The sequence below is a fragment of the Clostridium sp. DL-VIII genome (genome assembly GCF_000230835.1).
In the GTDB taxonomy this organism is placed as follows: domain Bacteria; phylum Bacillota; class Clostridia; order Clostridiales; family Clostridiaceae; genus Clostridium.
Genome location: NZ_CM001240.1, coordinates 4675915 through 4698546 on the forward strand (window position 1 = coordinate 4675915; position 22632 = coordinate 4698546).

Consider the following 22632-nt stretch of genomic DNA (forward strand, 5'->3'; position numbering starts at 1 on the left):
TTTATAATAAGGCACATGAAAATAAATGACAAGTCCAAAGTTACCATGGATATTTTTCATCAATTCTCACTATTATAATTGTGAAGAGTTTTGTAGGCAGCACATCTATCCACATCCATAAAAACACTTGACTTAGAGTTAACTTAAAGGTATAAAATGATATCATGCACAAGAAAACAAAAAAAATGTTGTTTATAGTTTATCAGTATTTAATCTATAGATTAATCACTTTCATTAAATTCTGTGCCTTAATCATAGCGAAAGGAATGATCATTAATATGAAAATTGCTGTAATAGACGCGCAAGGCGCAGGTCTTGGCCAAAACATCATAAAGAGAATTCGTAGAGAAATAGACAATGATGTTTATATTATTGCACTTGGTACAAACTCCTTTGCCACATCAAAAATGGTACAAGCAGGTGCAAATGTTGGTATAAGCGGAGAAAGAGCAATCAGTTCATTTTGTAAGACAGCTAAAATAGATAGCATAATAGGACCAATCGGAATGATTTGTAGTGGAGGCATAAACGGAGAAATTACCTCTATGATTTCCAATGCAATATTTAATATGGATTGTACTAAATATATTCTTCCACTACAAAAGCATGACATTTATATTCCTGGAACAAGAAATCTACAAATCAGAGATATAGTTGAAGAGATTATCTTTGATATTAAGAATCGCTTAACAGATATAAATAAGAATTAAGCTGACTCTATCGTCAGCTCTCAATTAAACTTTTTCTTTACTTTTATATTTCTAGTTGCTCCACTTTTTATGTTATTGTTACACATATATAGCTTATGTTCGCGATTTTGCCCTTTATCTCTCATCTAGGTATTATTTAGTTTTATTCTTCTCCTTTTCTATTTTATTTCTTTCCACTAATCTGCCCATTAAAAAGGCAATTACTCCAACTCCAATACCTGTCTGTACACAGAAAAGCAAGCTCTCTACCTCTCCTGGCAATTCCCCACCAATCCAAGTTTCCATAACTGGCTTAAACCATGGCTTATACTCAGTACCTGTAATCTCCGAAACTACTTTGCTTCCTGCATCATCAGATCCACCAAATTCTGCTCCTTTTAATGTAAATAAAGGGATAACTGCTATAATCGCAGCAATTGTTAATAGACTTATAACTGTCTTTTTAGTCTTCGACACTATTTTTCCCTCCCTTCACTAATCCGAGGCCTGCCAATTCAGATTTTGCATATGTTTCAAGGCCTATTATAATAACTACTGTTAGAATTCCTTCGATAATTGCAAGTGGAACTTGTGTTGGCGCAAATACTGCAAGGAATTTAGCTGCTGATGCCATAACACCACCATTTTCTGATGGATATGCTAGTGCAAGCTGAAAACTTGTTATACAATAAGTAAATACATCACCAATTGATGCCGCTAGGAAAATCCCTACATATTTATTGATTTTGAGTATTTGACATAATTTATATATTCCGTAAGAAACAAATGGGCCTGCAATAGCCATAGAAAATGTATTAGCACCAAGAGTAGTTATTCCTCCATGAGCAAGCAAAATCGCCTGGAAAATAAGTACAATGATTCCTAAAATACTAACTGCGGCTGGTCCAAACAATATTGCACCAAGTCCAGTACCAGTCATATGTGAGCAGCTTCCTGTTACTGATGGAATCTTTAAAGATGAAAGTACAAATACAAATGCTCCAGCCATGGCCAAAATTGTGATTGATCTACGATGCTCAGACACTGTTTTCTTAATTGATAAATAGCCGGTCACTAAAAATGGAACACATACAACACCCCATATAATGCAAAATTGTGGTGGAAGATATCCTTCCATAATGTGCATGGCATTAGCTGCTGGAGCCACTCCAAACACTAAAGCAAATGCTGCTGCTAAAGCAACAATTCTCTTTTCTTTTTTATTCATTTTTCTCCCCCTCCAAAAGCTTCTGATATTTATATAACCAAAAGCTAAATAATAAAATCATATAAATTCAGCTGAAGTATAGAACTCCATCTTAAAAATTTTATTTATAATCCATATTCTCATAGTATGTCTTTAAATTCCTGTATGCTTTTAGGATAGGCTTTTATATCTTTTAAAATCTGTTTTTCTACAAGAGATTCATAAACCTCAATTAGGGTTGGCTGTTTTAAATTTGCCGCTTTTAAAATTCCCATATTTTGAAATATCTCAAGTGGTGATCCATCTGCAATAATTTTTCCTTCACTAAACACTAGGACTCTTTCAGCCCATCTATATGCAAAATCCACATCATGTGTAGAAATAAGCATTGTCTTTCCTTCAGCTCCAAGCTTTAGCAAGACTTCTTCTAACATCATTGCATTTAATGGATCCAAAGCCGCTGTTGGTTCATCAAAAATTACAATTTCTGATTTCATTGCAATAATATCAGCAATACTAACACGTTTCTTTTCACCGCCACTTAAATAATGAGGCGGGCGATCTTTTAAATTACAAATATTCATATATTCCAGAGCTTCATCAACTCGTTTTAATACTTCTTCTTTTGGAAGTTTTAAATTCATAGGTCCAAAGCCAACTTCAGCCTTAACTGTAGATGCGATAATTTGATTGTCAGCATCTTGAAATACAATTCCTATATTCTTTCTAAGTTCATTTAAATTTTTTTTATTAATAACCATATCCCTGTAAATAATTTTCCCCTGCTCAGGTGTAAGTACACCATCTACGTTTAAGAAAAAGGTAGACTTTCCCGAACCGTTTGAGCCAATGACAGCAATTTTGTCACCCTCATAAATATCCACACTTACTCCATCTACGGCAGATTTTCCATTTCCATAGGTATAATATAAATCTTCAATTTTTAGTATTAACTTCTTCATGATTTTTCCTTTCTAAGCGTATGAAAATAAATAACCAGCAAATGCACTTGCTATTTTGGAATGTTTTTTATCTTGTAAAGCTCCAAAGCAAAATCAAAAAAATTATAAATAATATTGCAAAAACAATTTGTATTATTTCTATTTTTTTATCTTCTTCTAAAAATACAAGTTCTCCATCATAACATCTAGCTTCCATAGCATCATAATAAGCATTTGCTTTCTTAAGTGAAATAATAAGCATGTTACTTGCTATACTTCCAAAGGTATAGCAAGAAGTTCTAAAATCACAATAACCTTGGCGCGACTTTGCAGAATTTTTCATTTTAGCGGAGACGTCCATTAAAATAAATATGTAGCGATAAATAAGGCTCATCAATTCCACAATAATCTTTGGCACATGCGCGTTTCTAAGCACAGAAATAATCTCAAAAGTTGGAGTTGATAATGTCATCATCTGTAGAGCACTAATAGCTGCAAAAATTTTTAAAATTAAAAATGTCATTTTCTTAAGCTGAATAATTGAAGTAAATACATAACCAAATCCAAGATATAAGTTATACTGTCCTATTGGCTGTTTTGAAAAATCAATGGCAATAGTAAAAGTACTAAGTAAAATAAAAGTAATTGGAATTGCCAGTATTGGCAAGTATTCAGTTAATGGGATCTCACCTTTAATAACTGTAACATATGCCATTGTAATTATTACTGCAATAGATACATATGGATTATCAAATGCAATGCAAAGAATTAGTGTTAAAATTGATAGATATACTTTAAATACAGCGTTCCACTTTCTAATTTTTGAAGCATAAGCATAAAAATCAATTGAATATCCTTCTCCATGTTTATGTCCAATTTTATGGTTATTGATAGTCTTTCCCATCTCACATCTCCCTTGTATTTTGGTCATTATACAGATAAACAAATCAAGAACTTGATTTATTACTTGTAATTTTTAGATTGAGTGAACTAATAAAGAAACCATATATAATTATAAGTAACAAGTTAAGGATGAAATCTCTCTTTAGAAAGATTTCCCAAATATACTTTTTGAAAAGCGTATAGGCTTTTCTTTCTTAACTCATAACTTATAACTCTTAACTCATTAAGATTGTCACCGCTTTTGTTATTACCTTAACTTATAAAAAAGTATACGTTATAAGTCTGGTTCATATGTTGCATATCTGAATTTTATGCAAAATAAAAAGTCCTTCTAACAAAAGGGTTAAAAAGACATAATAAAACCTGTTCACTCATATAAAATGCACAAATAAACTGTTATTAAAACGCTCCCCCTATCACTCGTAGAGTTTAGTCACATAAAAAAATAACAAGGCAATATACCATTATATTTTCCATGTGCCTTACGGTGCCAAATATAGGCAGGTCTTCTGACTTAAGAATTATCATTCGAATACGCCTTCCCTATTTCTAAGTGACATAATATGTATTCAAACTCCTCCAATACAGCTACGGGATAGTTTAGGATTCTCACCTAATTCCCTTTTAATCAACTAAAATTTATTTTAATCAAACCTATATTTTCTTATTAAATTTTACTTTCTCAACTATGTTTTTATATTATATCATAAATTGTTTATGGTAACCAATGAAAGTTTTTTATTATATAGATTTTATTCTTTTTCTAAGCATTGATATATTTGATCTAAATTATATCTCATAGCTTCTATATAATCCTTGTCATCTTCTTTTGATTCTAACGTCAATATTGGCACAACAACAGCTCCAACCTCATTAGCCAAAGTTTCTGAAACTTTTGGGCTAGCAAGTTCCTCAGAAAAAACAGTACTTATATTATTTTCTCTGCAGAAATTAACCAAATCCTCCAATTGTTTAGGAGTGGGTTCCCCTTCAGCAAATAAATTTTCTACTGATTTCTGAGTTAATCCAAAATCTCTGCATAGATATCCAAAGGCAGCATGTCCTGTTACAAAATCTTTTTTACTTAATTTATCAAATTTAGGTTGATATTCATTATATAAATCCTCTAATTCGCCTTTAAATTTATTATAATTTTCTTCGTAATAATCTTTATTCTTTTCATCTAATTTAACTAAAGTATTTTTTATATTTTCAGATTGTATTTCTGCATTCTTTAAACTAAGCCAACTGTGAGGATCAATAGCATTATCTTCTTTCCTAGCTTGTACTCCTTCACTTGAATCTACAATAAGTATATCTTTATCCTTAATAGTATCATTGACTTTATCCACCCACGTCTCCATGCCTAAGCCATTATAAATAAAGGCCTTTCCTTTAGTTAATTCCTCAAAATCCTTAGTTTTAGGCTCATAATCATGCGGCTCTACATTATCTGGAACTAAACACGTAATATCCACTTTGTCTCCTGCAATCTCTTCTGCAAATTCCTTTAGGGGATATATAGAAACCACAATACTTAACTTACCGTCTTCTGCCTTTTGCGCTGTAGTTTTTGTATCAGCTCCACATCCTATTAATGTAATACCAATTAAGCTAGCTAAAACTCCTGAAATAATTTTCTTTTTCACACTTGCACCTCCACATGCATATGATTTGCATTTGCATTTTACATTTAATAAAATTACTATTCCAAGGCAAATATGTCAATACCAATTAAACATAACCTATTTACTTCTTGCTTTTTCAGAATTTTAGAGATGTAGTTTTATATATTCTACAAAATTGCAAAATGAAGTGATGATATTCCTGATGTGAAATACAAATGTGATATAAAAAAATTAAAATGCATATAGATTTGAAAGAAAATGGACTGCTTTTATATGCTTATTTTATAAATTTTAGCAGGATATAAATTATAATATCCTGCTTTATATTTACTTAGAATGATAATATTTTGATCTAACTTCACTTGTAAAACCATAATCAATAATAACAGGTTTTCCTTTTATTATTCCCCAATTATTTTTTCGCTCGAAGTCACCTAGCAGCAAATCATAACTTTTTCGTATATTTTGCATTTTATCTAAGTTTCTTAGTTCATTTTTATTCGAAACTTTAAAATAATTACATATATCTAAAATATTATTTACTCGCTTTGCTTTTTCCATTATTAAATAGCTAAAATCCTCTGATACTTGTATGACCTTTGCAAATAAATCCGATTTGTCACAACACGAAATTTTGTACTCATTTTTATTTTGTTCAATACCAGCTTTATTTTTTGCTATTTTAATTACATAACCATTACCTAAATCAAATACATTCCTGCAGGAACCAGAACCAATATATCTATAATATCCTTTTTGTATATTTAACATAATTTGATTAAATACACTTGTCATTAAAAACACCTGCTTCATGATAATCTCTTTATAGTCTTTAGTAAACATCTTACATACTATCTTATTCATTCCGCAGTTAATTGGTTCATTTATAATAAAAGCCCATTATGTTTTCTGGTAAGCTCTTACTAAGTGCTTTGAAAACATTAATGGACAAAAATTACATATATTAAGTTTGCTTAATCAGCATGTGGGTAGGCACTAATATCCCATGAATGATCTGCACTCATTTCATCATCAGTTAAATTATAATAATCATATCGTAAAACATTCTCATATGAAGATACCGGATCATCCCAAGTACAGTCTACATGACGCCACTTGCCATCTATATATACCAAATTCCATGCATGATCTTCTCCACCGGCTGTTCCTGCAACAACCATCGATTTAATGCCAGCTGTAGTAAACATTTTTTGTGCAAGGAGAGCATATCCCTCACAAACTCCTGTATGCTTAATTAATGTATTGTATGGATCAAATATAGAGTAAGATTGATCATAACTAGTATTGTTAATTATCCAATCATGTATAGCACGTTCCTTTTCAGACTGACTCATACTATCTGGAGCAATAGCTGCAAGTATTTCTTTTACTCTTCCATCTAAATCAGCCGCCATTTCTGCTGTCATCTTATAAGTACAAGTAATTTGCATGTTAATTGGACCAGAACCATAACTAGACATGTCTACTTTATAATCTGATACATTGTACATTTCATATGGATTTGTAATTTTCAGCTTATTTATCACGGATTCTATAACACTTTTTACACTATCCATCTTTATATCACTGCTTGAGCATTGTATATTAAAGGTTGGATTTTCAACACTGACATTTTTCAATATTTCTTGGCTTATTATATCACTGGCTGAATTTGTCCAAGCTCCACTGCTATTTAAGTAATATCCATCAATAGATGTATCATGTGCCATATAGCCATTTGAATAAAAATAATACCAATTTTTATCTATTAATCTCCATCCTGTAGCCCAGCCTGAACCCTCAGTATACCACCATCCATTACTGCTACTTTTCCATTCTGCATTTGCTCCAATTGGATTAAGCGCTACCACTGAAACTGCTATTAATGCACTCGATATCAATTTTGTTAACTTTAATTTCTTCATCTGTTTGCCTCCTCTCATATATTTGTATATTGTAATTTTATACCAATTATTGATGCTATTTAATATAAAATTTTATAAGATTTTATAAATAAGCAGTTACAAAATTATTATCGATACCTATTAGTTTTCTCTTCACCGTTGCTTTCTTCCATATTAGGATAAACAAACCATAAACTCACTTCTATTTCTGCACTATATAATCCACATATCCTTGCTTTATGTTTTCACCCTCAAATATTCTTTCTAAAACTCTATTTTCTTTAAAGATTATTTTCATATCCTTAAAGTATTCTTCGGCTTCTTCAATACCGTAATAAGCATGAACAATTTTTTCTCCATCCTCGACCTGCAAAAATTCCCCCTTACCAACCTTTTCTCCTCGTCCAAAACTTTCATCATTTATGGTAAGAAAATTTATAAAACAAATTCCTCCTGGTTTCAAAACTCTTTTTATCTCTCTTACAGCTTTTACTATTTCATCTTTCTTCATATGAAAAATTGTATTATAAGAATAGATATAGCTAATTGTCTCATCTTCAAAAGGAAGTTTTCTTATATCTCCCTTAGTAATATTAAGCTCAACATTATGTTCTTCAGAAAATTTTTTAGCTTTTTCAATTTGAGAGTCACTAAATTCAATTCCATATGTCTTATATCCATATTCTGAAAAAAGTGCAAGTGGTGGACAATTTCCTCCTGCCCCACAATCCAAGACACTTTTTTCTAAAGTAATCTCATTATTATTACAATAATTTAAAAATTTATATAGCTGTGTTTGTCTAAATACTAATTTCATAAAAATCCTCCATAAGCTTAAAAAATAACTTAAAGAATTCCAACAATTCTCTTAAGAATAATAATACTCGTGCTCCTAATTTATAGCAAGAGTATCCATATCTACAATAAAAATCTTACTAAGGTAACCCAATTATAAACATCATGTATGATATTATCGATAAATAGAAATAAAAATTGTGATTATGTAATTAAGACTATAGATTAATAACTATGCCTGTTACACAATTCAAAAACTAATCGAGTAAATAAACTTTATAATTATTAAAAAATGAAAGCCAATTGCGTCAAACAATTGGCTTTCATTTTTTAATATTATTATATATTTTCTGTTTTCATTGCTCTCATTGCATTTAAAACAGCAATAAGTGCTACTCCAACATCTCCAAATACTGCTTCCCACATAGTTCCCAGACCTGCTGCTACTAATACTAATATTACTAGTTTAACTCCTAATGCAAAAACTATATTTTGCATTACTATACTTCTTGTTTTCTTTGCTATCTTTATAGCTGTAGCGATTTTTGAAGGCTCATCTGTCATTATAACTACATCAGCAGCTTCAATTGCTGCATCTGAGCCAACACCGCCCATTGCTATACCGATATCAGCTCTAGCCAATACTGGAGCATCATTTATTCCATCTCCAACAAACACAATTTTACCTTTATTAGATTTCTCTTTAAATAATGCTTCCAGCTTTTCAACTTTTTGATCTGGCAATAATTCAGCATGAACTTCATCTAATCCTAATTCTTCAGCAATCTTAATTCCAACAGTTTTATTATCTCCTGTGAGCATAATACTTTTCTTAATCCCAATATTTTTTAATGCTTTTATAGCTTTTGCTGAATCCTCTTTTACCTCATCTGATATAACTATATATCCTGCATATTTTTTATCTACAGCAATATGAACTACAGTTCCTATAGTCTCAACTTGCTTATAAGGTATATTTTCTTCATTCATTAACTTATAATTACCAGCAAGTACCTCTTTTTCATCAAGGAGAACCTTAACACCATGACCTGATATTTCTTTATAATCTTTTATTTTATCTTTACTTATTTCTTTATCATACGCCTTTAATATAGATGCTGCTATTGGATGGTTAGAGTAATTTTCTGCATAGGCTGCTAAATTCATAAGTTCCTCTTTTGAAATATCATTTTCCGGTTTTATTTCTGTTACCTTAAATATCCCCTTTGTGAGTGTTCCTGTTTTGTCAAACACAACCATTTCAACAGAATTTAATGCTTCAAGATAATTTCCACCTTTAACTAATATTCCATTTTTTGATGCTCCACCTATTCCTCCAAAGAAGCCAAGAGGTATAGATACAACTAAAGCACAAGGACAAGAAACTACTAAAAATGCTAATGCTCTATAAATCCACTGTGAAAATGTTGCTCCTTCTATGACAAGTGGTGGTATTACCGCTAATGCCAATGCTGCAAATACAACTGCCGGAGTATAAAACCTTGCAAATTTTGTTATAAAATTTTCTGTTGGAGCCTTTTTGCTGCTTGCATTTTGAACTAAATCCAATATTTTAGAAACAGTAGAATCCCCAAATTCCTTCTCAACTTTTATTGTTAAAAGACCATTTTTGTTAATAACTCCACTTAAGATGCTATCTCCGACTCCTACTTCCCTAGGAACACTTTCACCTGTTAATGCAGCCGTATCTATCATAGAATTACCTTCAATTACTTTCCCATCTAAAGGAACTTTCTCTCCTGGTTTTACTACTACTACATCTCCTGTTCTCACTTCTTCTGGTTCCACTTTTTTAATATCATCATTTATCTTTAAGTTAGCAAAATCTGGTCTGATATCCATAAGCGCTGATATAGACTTTCTTGAACGATTAACCGCCATATCCTGAAACATTTCTCCTATTTGGTAAAAAAGCATAACTGCTACACCTTCAGGATATTCACCTATAGCAAAAGCACCAATAGTTGCAATAGTCATTAAAAAATTTTCATCAAAAACTTGGCCCTTGATTATATTCCTACATGCACCTAGAACAACTTCTCCTCCTACAAGCACATAACTTACCAGATATAAAATAAGCTCCACTGAATTAGGAAATTTCATAGCAGTTGCTATTCCAAATATTATAGCACCAATAGCAAGTCTAATAATCTCACCCTTATTATTTTCCTCATCAATTTTTTCATTTTTGCTTTTTGACAATTTATCTGTACTATCAATCAAAATCACTTTTACATCTGGTTCGATTCTTTTAACTATTTTTTTAATATCATCAAAAATATCATTTTGCTTCGATGAATCTTCTATTTCTATAGTAAGCTTTGTGGATACGAAATCTACAACTGCAGACTTCACGCCATCTAAATTATTAGATTCTCTTTCTATTTTTGCAGCACAGTTACCACAGCATAATCCCTCTAGTAAAATTTCCTTTTTAAAAACTTTCTCATTGACTTTTTCTCTAACTTTAACATGAGATTCAATACTTGTTACAATATTAGTTATCATTTCTACTATTTCTTCTACTCTACTAGCCTCTTTTATTTCTAATATTAAAGTTTTAGTAAGAAAATTTACGCTTGCAGAATTAACTTCATCTAATTCACTTATTCTTTTCTCCATTTTAGCTGCACAATTTGCGCATCCAAGTCCCTCTAATATAAATTCTTTTCTTATTTTTTTTATGCTGTCTTTATTAGATAATTTAGCTTTCTTAACATTGCCATTAACTATTTTTATATTGCTTGCCATGGTTACGCCTCCTCTTGCTTAAATAAATCTACTTTTTCTCTGATATATGGGCTAATCCCTGATCAAAAATCCTCTTAACATGTTCATCTTCTAACGAATAATAAACTACTTTACCTTCTCTTTTATATTTAACTAATCTTGCCTGCTTTAAAACTCTTAGTTGGTGCGAAATAGCTGATTGTGTCATTCCAAGTAAGGCTGCTATGTCACAAACACACATTTCATCTTCAAACAATGCACACAATACTCTTATTCTCGTGGAATCTCCAAGAACTTTAAATAAATCTGCTAAATCATAAAGTGTTTCTTCCTTTGGGATAATTTCCTTAACTTTATTAACTATATCTTCATGAATTATAGTACAATTACAAACTTCAATGTTTCTATCTTCCAAAACACTAATCCCCCTCGTATGAACATATGAATACTTGTTCATATGTTCATTATATTCAAAGACTAAAAATATGTCAATAGAATAGGAAATATTTTCTGATGAAATATTTTATTTAGTTTATGTGTAATTTTAACCTTTATATATTCAATATTTCTGCATTTTCAAATGCTACTCTATGTATTAATGTCTCTATTATTTGATTTTTATTCAAAGCATAGAGAATTTCATTATATAATTAAAACCAGCTAATAGATTCCTCTATTAGCTGGTTTTAATTCATATTTTATAATTTTGAGATTATGAGCTTATATTTATATTACTCTAAAATTTTACACTGTTGTTTATTTAAATTACTTCATAGATTCAATAATACTATCAGCTAAAGCATCCATTGAGTCTGCTTCATCTTCTTTCATTGCTGAACTTATTGTCATTTGATTATCTAAAATAGTCATATTCTTCATTTCGTCTAGAAGTTCACTCATTAATTTTGCAGATTGAGGCGCCCATGAGCCATTTTCTATAAGTGCAAAGGTACGTTTTTGAAGATTCAAAGCCTTCATGTCCATTATATAATTTAGTATTGGTGGATAAATTTTTAAATTATAAGTTACAGAAGCTAAAACCACATGGCTGTATTTAAAAGTTTCAGAAATTAAATAAGAAACATGAGTTTTTGAAGCATCATACATAACTACATTTGTCATTCCTTTTTTAACTAATCTTGTTGCTAAATCGTTAGCAGCTGCTTCTGTTCCTCCATACATTGTTCCATAAACTATCATTACTCCCTTTTCTTCTGGTTCATAGCGGCTCCATTTATCATACTTATCTAAAAAATATCCAAAATCATTACGCCATACTGGTCCATGCAATGGGCAGATAGTCTTTATTTCTATAGTACCAGCCTTTTTTAAAAGTGCTTGAACATGTGGGCCATATTTTCCTACTATATTTGTATAGTATCTTCTTGCATCATCAATCCAATCACGATCAAAATTTACTTCATCATTAAACATTTTGCCGTCTAAGGCTCCAAAAGAACCAAAGGCATCAGCAGAAAACAATACACCATTAGTAGTATCATATGTTACCATTGCTTCTGGCCAATGAACCATTGGAGCTGATACAAAGGCAACAGTGTGTTTTCCGAAGGACATTGTATCTCCCTCTTTAACTTTTATTATATTATCATCTATATTAAAACCAAACTGATGCATAAACATAAAAGCTTTTTCAGTACATACAATTTTTACGTTTGGATATCTAAGAACAATTTCTTCAATGCATGCTGCATGATCAGGTTCCATATGGTTGATTACCATATAGTCTAAGTCTCTATTTTCTAAAATACCTTTAATATTCTCAAGAAATTGACGACAGATTGACCAATCCACTGTATCAAATAGCACAGTTTTTTCATCTAAAAGCAAATACGAATTGTAAGAAACACCTCTTGGAATTGGATGTACATTTTCAAAAAGAGCAAGGCGCCTGTCATTACCGCCAACCCAATAAAGATCCTCAGTTATATTTCTAACACAATACATGAATTTATTCCTCCTTTACGCTAAAACAAATTTTCAGTTTTACTTCTTATAGAAATCAGACTTCAATAAACATGTCTTTTTCTTCACCACAAGCAGGGCAAGTCCATTCTTCTGGAATATTTTCAAAAAGAGTTCCAGGAACTATTTCACCTTCTGGGTCTCCTATACCAGGATCATATTCATAACCACAGCCATTACATACATAGTGCTTCCATGTAGGAACTACTTTCTTTGGAACTGCTCTCTTCATCTTCTTCATTGGCGGAGCTTCTTTCTTTGGTTCTCCATTATCTAAAGCAGAAGTGAGTAGAGGTAAGACTTCCATTAAATCCCCAACAATACCATAATCCGCATTTTTGAAAATTTTTGCATTTGGATTAATATTTATAGCGACTATTGTTGTTGCATCCTTTATACCTTTCAAATGTTGTCCTGCACCTGAAATACCGCAGGCAATATAAAGATTTCCATTAAACTTTTGACCAGACATACCAACATATCTATTTAGCGGAACATATTTAAGAGTTTCAGCTACTGGACGAGATGATCCTACAGTGGCACCAGCCTGAGCTGCTAAGTCTTCTATAAGCCTCATATTTTTCTTTTCCCCAATACCTTGTCCTGCACTTACTACTCTGTCTGCTTTACTGATAGGAGTATTCATAGGAATTCCAACAGTAAAATCATAGCCATCTGCTTTAAGAGCTTCCACAAGCGCATTAACTTTTTCCTTCAAAGTTCCATCTTTAAAGATTACCTTTTTACGATAACCTGTTATAGGTCCACTTTGTGAAGTTTTAGTTACCTGCTCATTCTTTGGCATCTTTCCTATGATATGAGCTGCTATAACAACACGTTGAATTTCATTAGTTCCTTCATATATTGTACAAATTTTCGCATCCCTGTAAGCACGTTCAACTTCCATGCCTTTAAGGTATCCGCTTCCTCCAAATATTTGAAGGGCATCATTAACAATCTCAAGACATACATCTGAAGCATATTGTTTTGCCATAGCTGATTCCATGCTATAAGCTTCATGATTTTCTTTTAACTCTGCGGCACTATAAATTAGTAATCTAGCTGCTCTAAGCTTTGTTGCCATATCTGCTAATTTAAAAGATATAATTTGCTGCTGGCATATTGGTTTCCCAAATTGAATTCTTTCCTTCGAATACTCTAAGGCATTTTCATAAGCACCTTGAGCAATTCCAAGTGCTTGAGATGCTATACCAATACGTCCCCCATCCAATGTGGACATGGCAATTTTAAAGCCATCTCCTTCTTTACCTAATAAATTTTCCTTAGGAACTTTTACGTCATTGAAAATGAGCTCTGCTGTTGCCGATGAACGAATTCCCATCTTATCGTAATGTTTACCAAAGCTAAAACCTTCTGAACCTTTTTCAACAATAAAGGCACTTATACCTCGAGTACCAATATTCGGTGTTGTAACTGCAAATACAACATAAATATCTGCTTCACCACCATTTGTTATAAAAATTTTTTCACCATTTAAAATGTAATGATCTCCCTCCAAAACTGCAGTGGTTTCTGTTCCTCCAGCATCACTGCCCGCATTTTCTTCTGTAAGACCAAATGCCCCAAGCTTTTCTCCCTTTGCAAGAGGAACTAAATACTTTTGCTTCTGCTCCTCAGTTCCATATGCAGCAATTGGATATGTTCCTAAAGACGTATGAGCTGAAAGAACTACTCCTGTTCCACCATCAACTCTTGATAACTCCTCCACTGCAATTGCATAACTTAATACATCTAAACCTGCTCCGCCGTACTCTTTAGAATACGGAATTCCCATCACACCCATTTGTGCTAACTTTTGAACTATTTCTGAAGGGAATTTGTTTTCTTGATCCAACATAAATGCAATAGGTTTAATTTCCTCTTCAGCAAATTCTCTAATTTTTGTTCTCAAATTCTCATGTTGTTCAGTAGTCTTAAAAAACATAAATGCACCTCCCTTTAATAATACGGTTTTTTTATTACATATTATAAATATCCAAAATACTCTCATTATATGAGCAAAATTCTTCAAAGCAATCTAGCTTACCAATTATTTTTTTGCTTTATATTCCATATATTGAATCATTCATCTAAATTGTATACCTAAACCGTATAGTTTAATTGTATACTTCATTGGTATACTTTTCAAGTTCAAACCGCTCCTTTTTCTGTCATAATAATCCATATGATGGTGTATGTAGTTATATTTTTAAACTTTCGTCACTTTTGCTCTGATTATCTATTGAAATCGTTTATTTACTTGAAAATACCAGAATTTTTTTAATATAATATCACATTACTCTCATTTATATAAATAAAATCGTCACATAGAGATAACAAATAATTAAAACCACAGAGCTTTGCTGTTCTCCATGGTTTTTAATATTACTTCTTTTATGTATTGTTCTCATTGTTTTATTCTTTTCTCTCAGCATATTTATTAGTTCTAATTGATAATGATATAATAAACGATATAGACACTGTAAAAATTACAAATAAAAAAACTCCATTATAAGATCCATTAAACTTTGTTATCATATAGCCCATAATTGATGGTGAGATAATTCCTGCTAATTGCTGTCCAAAATCAAAGATACCTGTTGCTGTTCCTATGAATTCCTGCTCCATATATTTTAGTGGTATAACGAAGATTGCTGTAGAGGATATCCCTACAGCTACTGTCGTTATAGTTAAATAAAAAAGAGCTAAGAGAACGGTACCTGCAGTATACATAAGATAAGTAAAACCTCCTATTATTGCAAATGCTATACATAAAAATACTCTCTCTCTACCTGACATTAATTTATCTAGAAGCCAGCCGCTAAAATTCATGAACAAAAAAGTTATAAGCCACGGTATAGCTGAAAGTTTTCCCATAGTAACTACATCTAGCTGCCTAACATTTATCCAGTACGAAGGCATCCAAGAAGTCATTCCCCACATAAAAACACCAATACTAAACTGCATCATGGCAAGTTTCCAAACAAGCTGAATCTTCATAACTTCTTTTAAAGGTGCTTTTTTTGCAATTTCTTTTGTAGTTTTTTCACCTTCATGATTATTGTTTCTGAATACTATAAAAAATGCTGCTGAAATTATTAAGCCACATATACCAAACAAATAAAATGAACTCCTCCATCCTCTGCTAGCTGTTAACTCAGAGACAACAAATGTTCCAAATGCACATCCAATAGCCCATGCTGATATTAAAAAAGATTTAGCTCTAGCACGTTTTTCTTTAGGAAAAAGTTCTGCAATAGTCACTGAACTTGCGGAAGGAAATCCACCTTCACAAGCTCCAAATATAAAGCGAATTGCAACAAGTGAAGTAAATGACCAAGCTGCTCCAGTAAAACACGTAAACACTGACCACAATACCATAATAGTAGTAACTATTTTCTTTGATCCAAACTTATCTGCAAGGTATCCTCCAATAAGACTCATAAAAGAGTAGCTAATAAATGAACTACTCATCATAAATCCTATTTGACTGGTATTTAATCCAAACTCTTCAGAAATAGATGTTGCTGCCACATTAATCGCTGTTTTATCAAGGTTTCCGAAAGTCCACCCTAAGAATAGAATTCCTAAAATTAATAAGTTTCTGTTTTCTTTTAAAGCTTTCATCTTATAGTCTCCCTATGTATTTCTAATTTCAATAGCGTAATTAGATTTTTTATGACATAGAAATACTTTTTCACAATAAACTGCTTATTATTCACTTTTCATCTTAAAGCATAGCTGACATTGATAATATTCTCCTATATTGCTACCTGATAATTTTATATTAAGTAAATAAAAACTAGCTTAATATTAATCTAAGCTAGCTTATATCTGAAAAACTTATATTTTATTAACAACTATTTTGAGTATGATTAGTTGTCTATATACTTTCTTCTATACATCTCCTTTGCTTATGAACACAGCTAATTCAGTTCTACTATTTAATTCTATTTTTTCAAGTATTCTTGTGACATAATTTTTTACAGTTCCTTCTGTTAAAAAAAGAAGATTACAAATCTCTTTATTGCTTTTACCAGTTGCAATTAATTTTGCAACTTCCTTCTCTCTTGCTGTAAGTAACTCTAATTTATCATTATTCTTCTCAACTTTGTCTTGCTTTTCATTGTTAATCGAATTAAAAGCCTTAACTATTTTTACTGTTACCCCTGGATCAAAGAGCATATCTCCATTATAAACTGCCTTTATAGCTTTAATTATATCTTCAGAGCCTGCATCTTTTAAAAGGTAGCCGTCAGCTCCATTTTCAATAGCCTTAAATATATATTCATCCTCATTAAAAGTTGTAAGAATTATAACTTTTATATTTTCATACTTTTCTTTAACAGTTTTAACTGCTTCCACTCCATCCATTATTGGCATTCTCACATCCATAAGAATAACCTCTGCATTTAACTTTTCCAACAGTTTAATTAATTGTTCTCCATTTTCCGCTTCTCCAATTAAGTTTATTTCCTCATATAAACTTAAAATCATCTTTAAACCTTGTCGTACTATTTCCTGATCATCTACTAATATAACATTAATCATATATTATATTTCCTCCATAAAAATTGGGATGCTTATATTTATACCAAAGCCTGTGATTTCATCACTAAAATATTCTACTAATCCATTCAATGAAGCTATTCTATTTTCAATTCCTATTAAGCCATTTGATTTTCTGATTTCCTTGCATCTCATTCCATTATTACTTAAAACAAGCTTTATATTTTTAGTTTCTTTTATAATGTTGATATTGATTTCCGTTGCTTTTCCATGTTTTATACTATTAGTTATGAATTCTTTAACCGTTAAATACATGGAGTTCTTAGTAGCCGAACTTAACTTATCTATATTCTCAATAGTTTTAAAATTTATTTTTATATTATTAAGCATATGAAAATTATTAATTATTTCTTTAATTGAATCATTGAAATGCGTAATTTCTCGTTCTTTCTTAAGTAGGCTCACTGCTTTTCTTAAGTTTGAAATACTTGATTTTGCGATTTCTTCAGATTTAATTAATACCTCTTTCACCTTATCAGGCTGTGCATCACAAATCTTTCTTGCAAACTCTAGGTGCATAGTTAAAGCCATTAGTGAATGACCTACTGAATCATGAAGTTCCTGGGCCATCATGTTTCTCTCTTTTGAAGCTGTTAATTCTTCTACTTCTAATATATATTGGTGAAGTCTTATGTTTGTATGTTTCAATTCCTCATTTAATTTATTTACTTCTTCTTTTTCTCTTCTGACAGCTTTTATAGAATATGCTATGCTGGCTACTGCAAAATAATTTAGAAGACTAATACCTAACTTTGATAACTTATCCACAGTATTAGGTACCCCTAATTGAAGAATTAATATTGTCAGAAATAACAACATATGCACTAGAATTAAAATTTTTATTTTTTTTGCTTTTATTCCCAAAAGCTCTACTAATGAAAAAAATACATAGATACTAATACCTATTCCATTTATGAAATATGCTATTAACATAACTCCACAAATAGTCAAAAATAATGATAAATAGTATGTAAAATTCAAATTATTAACTAACTTCGTCGTTCTTATATAATCATTTATCGTTAGTATAATACCTAAGCTTAGCAATAATACCATAGGAAAAATTCTATTGCTATAGGAAGAATAAATATAGATATAAATAAACAGTATTTCAAAACTATTAAGTATTTTTTTGACAAAGACATTTTTACGACCTCATTTTAAATATATTAAAGAGAATAAAAAATTCAATTATGCTCAATTTTAATCTCGACAAGATCACTGATAAATAATATTTAAAGAAAATTAAATTTAAATATCCTCTTATTTTCAAATTATATCATTGTATATATATTGAGCAATATATGACTTAAGTAATATATTTTTTATAACTTAAGTAACTACAAATATAACTTATTATGTATTAAGATTTATCCATAGAAAAAAATTAAGTAGGTGAAAGATATGAATTATTTACAAACACAAAATTTATCCCAGTTATTTGTAGTTATTTTATTGCTGGCATATACTATATACAAGCAAATTATATTAAGACCTGTTAAGCCAAAGAAATATGTAATATTACCTATAATATTTTTATATCTTACTTTTAACGCAATGGCTAATCTAAGTCCTGATATTATATATAAAGAAGCTGCACCTTTATTTCTTCTTGCTTCAATAGGATTGATATCTGGAATAGCGTCAGGCATGGTAACAAAAATATTTACTGGAGAAGATGGAATTTTATATCAGCAAGGGGGAATAGCTGCCGCAATAGTATTATTCTTCACAATCCCTATACGCTATATACTAAGGCACTCGCTAATATCTACTTCTGAATTTGTGGTACTTAATAATGCCGGTGTTTCTTACCTTATAATGTTCTCTTCTCAGCTTATAAGCAGAAGCTTAACTATATTTATAAGGTGTCCTATGATTTGGTCTCTTTTTCTAGATCAGCGAAAAAACAGAAGAAAAAAAATTTCATAATAAAATTCTTTATATAAAACAAACAGGATATCTACTTTAATTTATAGATACCCTGTTTTCACTTTTTCATTAATATTAAAAAATAAACTCAACAAGCTAAGTTATATATGCATTTCCCAATTCTTGTTAATTAAATTTATTTTAACCTATTTAAATTATGGTTACTCTGAATATTTCCTATTTCATTTATGCTGTCTTTTGAATAGATACAAAATATTCTTCTGCCTCTTTCTTATTATATTTTCTTTCCCATTTAGATATAACAACAACAGCTAATGAGTTTCCAATTACATTAACGGCAGTTCTTGCCATATCAAGAATACGATCTATTCCTGCAATGAAAGCTACACCTTCTACTGGTATTCCTACCGAACCAACAGTAGCTAATAATACTACAAAGGATGCACCAGGAACTCCTGCCATACCTTTTGAAGTAAGCATTAATACAAGTACTAGGTTTATTTGAGTAGCTATCGGTAAATGTATTCCATATATTTGTGCTATAAAAAGTGCTGCAATAGCCTGATATAATGTAGATCCATCCAAGTTAAACGAGTATCCTGTCGGCACAACAAATGATGCAATCGCCTTTGGACATCCAAACTTCTCCATCTTCTCCATAAGTTTTGGTAAAACTGCTTCAGAACTTGCTGTAGTATAGGCAAGAATAAGTTCATCCTTTAAAATTCTTATAAGTTTTACAATGCTTGTCCCAGATATTTTTGCAACAGAACCAAGAACAATAAATACAAAAAGAATCATTGCTACATAAACAGTAATGATTAATTTTCCTAATGGAATCAAAGATGCTACTCCAAACTTAGAAACAGTTACCCCTATTAATCCAAATACTCCAAGTGGAGCAAGTTTCATTATCTGATTTGTTACCCAAAACATCGCATCAGCTACACCTTGAAAAAAAGAAAGAACTGGTTTTCCTTTTTCTCCAATTGAAGCAACACCCAAACCAAACATAACTGAGAAGAATATAACTGGAAGTAAATCTCCCTTCGCAAGTGAATCAAAAATGTTAGTTGGAACAATATTTACAAAAGTGCTAATAAAACTATGCTTAGATGCATCATTTGCCGTATTCATATACGAATCAATACTTACTGTTGAAAGCTGCTCAATATTTATACCAGTTCCTGGATGTGCTAAATTAGCTATCACTAAACCTATTATAATAGCAACAGTTGTTACTAACTCAAAATAGAGTATTGTTTTTCCTCCTATTTTACCTACCTGCTTGATGTCCCCAACGCCTGCTACACCAACAACAAGCGATGAAAATACTATTGGAACTACAATCATTTTAATTAAGCGGATAAAAATATCCCCAAATGGTTGTAAATATGATGCTACAGCTGGATTACCGTAGAACATAGCTCCTACTATAATACCAAGTATAAGCCCAATAAGAATTTGAATTGCTAATCCGATTTTTTTCATTATAATAGCCCCTTTCAATAATTTATAATTTAAAATTTTCCCTCTTTCATTCCTAAAAATAGAATGAATATCAATGAAATTTTCTATATTAGATTAAGAAATTTGAAATTTCTAATTATATAAAATTCATTAAAATGTTTACTTGTACAGAAATAATATCACCTTACAAACATTTTGTAATTTTTCATAATCAGCTATTAATCCAATATAATTATTTTAAAATTTTATATAAAAAATTAAATTTACAGCAAACATTATAGCATAAAATATTGCTATTTTATTCTTTTGTTTGAAAATTCTAAATTTTTTTTCTTATTTTTCTTATTACTTAAGTTGTTTTAATGCAAATAGGCCATTAATAAAAAATAACCATCAAAAACCTAAACTTTAGATTTTCGCTGGTTTAATAATTAATGATAAATAAGGTTTTTAGTGCTTTTTCTTACGACTTTTTAGCTTTTATAAATCTTCACATAAATCTCAAACGTATTACTATTACACTCTGCCCAAATTTCACCATTGTGCATTTCTACTATATTCTTTGAAATAGCCAAACCTAACCCTGAACCACTTACTTTAGAATTTCTAGATTTATCACCTCTATAAAATCTATCAAAAATCATTAATATATCTCCAGAAATTTCGCTCGCCATTTCATTTTTAAATGCAATAGTTGCGTATTCATTACAATCAATTGAATTTACATATATATCTGTACCTTCAATTCCATACTTAACTGCATTTGATAATAAATTTTCGAAAACCCTTCCTAATTTACTAGAATCAACATTCAAAATCACTTTAGACATTTTAAATTCTTTCTTAAAATTCATATTTTTCTTTTGGGCTTCTATAAATAATTCTCCAATGCTTTGTTCTAATATCTCAACTACATTCACTTCGCTTTTATTTAAGGATATCCCACCGGATTCCAACTTTGAATATTCAAATAAATCCTCAATAAGCTGCTTTAACTTATAAGCTTTTTCTATGGATATATCAGTGTACTTTTCTTTATTTCCCTGTGAAGTTTTTTCATCTCCCGTAAGCTGTAAGTAGGCTATAAGCGACGTTAATGGAGTTCTTAAATCATGAGAAACATTAGTTATCAGTTCACTTTTAAACTTTTCCTGAGCCCTTTCCTTTTCCATATTTTCCTTAAGTTTTTCAGCCATATCATTCATGCTTTGAGCTAGAAATCCTAGTTCATCATTGCCTTTTCTCTTTATTCTATAATCTAAGTTTCCACTTGAAAATTCCTCAGCTCCTTTTGCCATTGTTTTAATGTACTTTACTTTTCTATTTATTAAAAAGAACATTAAAATCATTGCTGCAATAATAGGTGCCAATAAAATCCAGAACATTTCAGTATCATCTAATCCTTTATACCATTGCTTATACTTTCTATATATAAGCAATTTTTCAGGTTTATTATCTATTGTAATATCATAAATCTGATAAAAATTTTCATCTTCATATTTTCTTTGAAACCACCCGTATAATTTATCCATATCAAATCTATCTTCAGTGACATTATTAGATTTTAATAATATTTTTCCTTCAATATCTATAACAGCAGCATTTACATTATATAACCTTGCAACATTGTTCAAATATTCCTCGCTGGAATCATCATTTCGATTTACAAATTTCTCTGTATCAACAAAAGCACTGTTAAAATCATTAATATCTCCAGCTGGACTATTTATATAAATCGAATATATAATTCCACCAATTCCACCTGCTATTATAAAAAAACTAAGTATATTCATTAATGTAAATTTTATATTCAAACTATGTAAACTTCTTATCATCTTTTTTTTCAACTGATCCACTCCTACTGCTTAAACATATTTAAAAGAAATCCTACATATGTCT

19 protein-coding genes and 1 riboswitch are annotated in these 22632 nt (G+C 30.6%); of the genes, 2 read left to right on the top strand and 17 right to left on the bottom strand.

The genetic code is table 11. The annotated features are described in order from the left end of the window. Positions 1-278: 278 nt before the first annotated feature. Positions 279-710 (top strand): DUF3842 family protein, encoded by a 432-nt coding sequence (locus CDLVIII_RS21555; protein WP_009171590.1) that lies wholly within the window; start codon positions 279-281, stop codon positions 708-710. Between the two features lie 132 nt (positions 711-842). Here CDLVIII_RS21555 and CDLVIII_RS21560 read toward each other — a convergent pair whose 3' ends face one another. The 15 genes from CDLVIII_RS21560 to CDLVIII_RS21630 form a co-directional block, all read right to left on the bottom strand. Continuing rightward, positions 843-1166 carry a cobalt transport protein CbiN gene (locus CDLVIII_RS21560; RefSeq protein WP_009171591.1) on the bottom strand — a complete coding sequence of 108 codons (324 nt, stop codon included), beginning with the start codon at positions 1164-1166 and terminating at the stop codon, positions 843-845. Beyond that, a complete protein-coding gene (locus CDLVIII_RS21565; RefSeq protein WP_009171592.1) occupies positions 1153-1917 on the bottom strand; it encodes an energy-coupling factor ABC transporter permease in 765 nt (254 codons plus the stop codon). The genes CDLVIII_RS21560 and CDLVIII_RS21565 overlap by 14 nt, the downstream gene beginning before the upstream one ends. A 119-nt stretch (positions 1918-2036) precedes the next feature. Beyond that, the gene (locus tag CDLVIII_RS21570; protein ID WP_009171593.1) at positions 2037-2858 is read right to left on the bottom strand and encodes an energy-coupling factor ABC transporter ATP-binding protein; all 822 of its coding nucleotides are present in this window, start codon (positions 2856-2858) and stop codon (positions 2037-2039) included. Between the two features lie 67 nt (positions 2859-2925). Next, the gene (cbiQ, locus tag CDLVIII_RS21575) at positions 2926-3741 is read right to left on the bottom strand and encodes a cobalt ECF transporter T component CbiQ (protein WP_009171594.1); all 816 of its coding nucleotides are present in this window, start codon (positions 3739-3741) and stop codon (positions 2926-2928) included. Between the two features lie 480 nt (positions 3742-4221). Next, positions 4222-4413: riboswitch (cobalamin riboswitch) on the bottom strand. A 79-nt stretch (positions 4414-4492) separates the two neighbouring features. After that, positions 4493-5389 (bottom strand): zinc ABC transporter substrate-binding protein, encoded by an 897-nt coding sequence (locus tag CDLVIII_RS21580; protein WP_009171595.1) that lies wholly within the window; start codon positions 5387-5389, stop codon positions 4493-4495. 306 nt (positions 5390-5695) lie between these two features. Further along, the gene (locus CDLVIII_RS21585; RefSeq protein WP_009171596.1) at positions 5696-6163 is read right to left on the bottom strand and encodes a hypothetical protein; all 468 of its coding nucleotides are present in this window, start codon (positions 6161-6163) and stop codon (positions 5696-5698) included. Between the two features lie 179 nt (positions 6164-6342). Further along, complete coding sequence (locus CDLVIII_RS21590) at positions 6343-7293, bottom strand: transglutaminase domain-containing protein (protein WP_009171597.1); 951 nt, start codon at positions 7291-7293, stop codon at positions 6343-6345. Between the two features lie 181 nt (positions 7294-7474). Then, positions 7475-8089 carry a class I SAM-dependent methyltransferase gene (locus CDLVIII_RS21595; RefSeq protein ID WP_009171598.1) on the bottom strand — a complete coding sequence of 205 codons (615 nt, stop codon included), beginning with the start codon at positions 8087-8089 and terminating at the stop codon, positions 7475-7477. Between the two features lie 317 nt (positions 8090-8406). Next, entirely contained in the window at positions 8407-10839 is a 2433-nt protein-coding gene (locus CDLVIII_RS21600; protein WP_009171599.1) for a heavy metal translocating P-type ATPase, read from the bottom strand. 28 nt (positions 10840-10867) lie between these two features. After that, positions 10868-11233, bottom strand: coding sequence for a metalloregulator ArsR/SmtB family transcription factor (locus CDLVIII_RS21605; RefSeq protein WP_009171600.1), 366 nt, complete (start codon positions 11231-11233; stop codon positions 10868-10870). 350 nt (positions 11234-11583) lie between these two features. Continuing rightward, entirely contained in the window at positions 11584-12783 is a 1200-nt protein-coding gene (locus CDLVIII_RS21610) for an FprA family A-type flavoprotein (RefSeq protein ID WP_009171601.1), read from the bottom strand. A 55-nt stretch (positions 12784-12838) separates the two neighbouring features. After that, positions 12839-14746 (bottom strand): acyl-CoA dehydrogenase family protein, encoded by a 1908-nt coding sequence (locus CDLVIII_RS30200; protein ID WP_009171602.1) that lies wholly within the window; start codon positions 14744-14746, stop codon positions 12839-12841. 470 nt (positions 14747-15216) lie between these two features. Then, a complete protein-coding gene (locus CDLVIII_RS21620; RefSeq protein ID WP_009171603.1) occupies positions 15217-16428 on the bottom strand; it encodes an MFS transporter in 1212 nt (403 codons plus the stop codon). 270 nt (positions 16429-16698) lie between these two features. Next, positions 16699-17352 (bottom strand): response regulator transcription factor, encoded by a 654-nt coding sequence (locus CDLVIII_RS21625; RefSeq protein WP_009171604.1) that lies wholly within the window; start codon positions 17350-17352, stop codon positions 16699-16701. A gap of 3 nt (positions 17353-17355) precedes the next feature. Then, on the bottom strand, positions 17356-18303 hold the full coding sequence (locus CDLVIII_RS21630; RefSeq protein WP_242835789.1) for a histidine kinase: 948 nt from the start codon (positions 18301-18303) through the stop codon (positions 17356-17358). Between the two features lie 471 nt (positions 18304-18774). Here CDLVIII_RS21630 and CDLVIII_RS21635 point away from each other — a divergent pair, with 471 nt between their 5' ends. After that, the gene (locus CDLVIII_RS21635; protein WP_009171606.1) at positions 18775-19302 is read left to right on the top strand and encodes a hypothetical protein; all 528 of its coding nucleotides are present in this window, start codon (positions 18775-18777) and stop codon (positions 19300-19302) included. 186 nt (positions 19303-19488) lie between these two features. Here CDLVIII_RS21635 and CDLVIII_RS21640 read toward each other — a convergent pair whose 3' ends face one another. Beyond that, positions 19489-20754: a cation:dicarboxylase symporter family transporter gene (locus tag CDLVIII_RS21640; protein ID WP_009171607.1), complete on the bottom strand. Its 1266-nt coding sequence runs from the start codon at positions 20752-20754 to the stop codon at positions 19489-19491. Between the two features lie 452 nt (positions 20755-21206). After that, entirely contained in the window at positions 21207-22589 is a 1383-nt protein-coding gene (locus tag CDLVIII_RS21645; RefSeq protein ID WP_242835790.1) for a HAMP domain-containing sensor histidine kinase, read from the bottom strand. Positions 22590-22632 lie beyond the last annotated feature (43 nt).